The sequence below is a fragment of the Hymenobacter antarcticus genome (genome assembly GCF_039539545.1).
Taxonomy (GTDB): Bacteria; Bacteroidota; Bacteroidia; order Cytophagales; family Hymenobacteraceae; genus Hymenobacter; species Hymenobacter antarcticus.
In genome coordinates this window covers 1-919 of the sequence record NZ_BAABDI010000068.1, presented here as the reverse complement: position 1 = coordinate 919, position 919 = coordinate 1, and the positions used below count along the sequence as shown (strand labels likewise).

The 919-nt window shown below is 49.6% G+C and carries 2 protein-coding genes; both read left to right on the top strand.

Annotation, left to right across the window (positions count from 1 at the left end; all coding sequences use genetic code 11):
- The first annotated feature begins 119 nt into the window (after positions 1–119).
- The gene (locus ABD819_RS21405; protein WP_345127715.1) at positions 120–533 is read left to right on the top strand and encodes a WD40/YVTN/BNR-like repeat-containing protein; all 414 of its coding nucleotides are present in this window, start codon (positions 120–122) and stop codon (positions 531–533) included.
- A 60-nt stretch (positions 534–593) separates the two neighbouring features.
- The coding region (locus ABD819_RS21400; protein WP_345127713.1) for a hypothetical protein at positions 594–919 on the top strand (326 nt) is incomplete at its 3' end.

Here is a 919-nt window from a genome sequence, read left to right as displayed (position 1 = left end):
GGTTTTGGTCACCGTTAATGCATCTTTCTTGAAGGGTATTTTTTTAAGATTAGCTTTCGCGAATCCACTGCTTTTACAGGCGTTGTAATGCCTGACTTCTACACAATATCTCGTCGCTAATGCTTAAATGGTTGTTGCTTCTCATTGGTGGGATAGTGCTGGGCTCCTGTAACCAGAAGACAAAGCAGGTAGAACAAACTGCAACACCACCAACTGCTTCAACGAGCAAGCCTAAGTTGGTCTACCGACCAACTGGGCCCGACCCCGCTGTTTATGATTTGTTGCCGGTCAGCGGTGATACTTTAATCGCCGTGAAGTGGCACGGCGGTTTAGCGGTGACAACTGATGCCGGCAAGCATTGGAAAGGTCTGCACGACCAGCGCAAAAAACCGGATTTCCTGTACATCAAGTATTTGACCATCGACCAGCACCACGTCCTGTGGGGACTGGACAGCTGGCCGGGTATCCATGAGCCCGCCTATTCACGCTTAGCTCATTCCACTGATTTCGGAGAGACGTGGACCCGACAATAGTTTTATACTCATACTTTTTTCCCTTATGAGTTCTATTCTCGTCCTGGCCAAGCGCTGCAGGTGGTCACCTATGATGGAAAAATACACCAGCTGCAGGACCGGGTAGGCAAAAAGTGGAAAGTTAACCAAGCGATAGCTGAGCTAGACAATTCGGTGAACGATACCATCTATGACGACTCCTACTTCGCTGGCGCTCGCTTTAAGTTTTTGGAAACTGGCCAACTGTTCTCTCGAGCGGGAAAGGACTGGCAGCCGGTTGCCACTGCGGGGTTCATGAATCAATTAGACGACGTTTGCTCCTGCCAAGGGAGCACTTACATAACTGGTCAGAATAGAGCAGCTGACCCACCTATTCATTATGTGGTACGCGCCGCAAAAGGGCGAGT

What these genes read in the sequence shown, in the direction of transcription:
- ABD819_RS21405 (WP_345127715.1), top strand. Translation starts at nt 120, where the DNA reads ATGCTTAAATGGTTGTTGCTTCTCATTGGTGGGATAGTGCTGGGCTCC.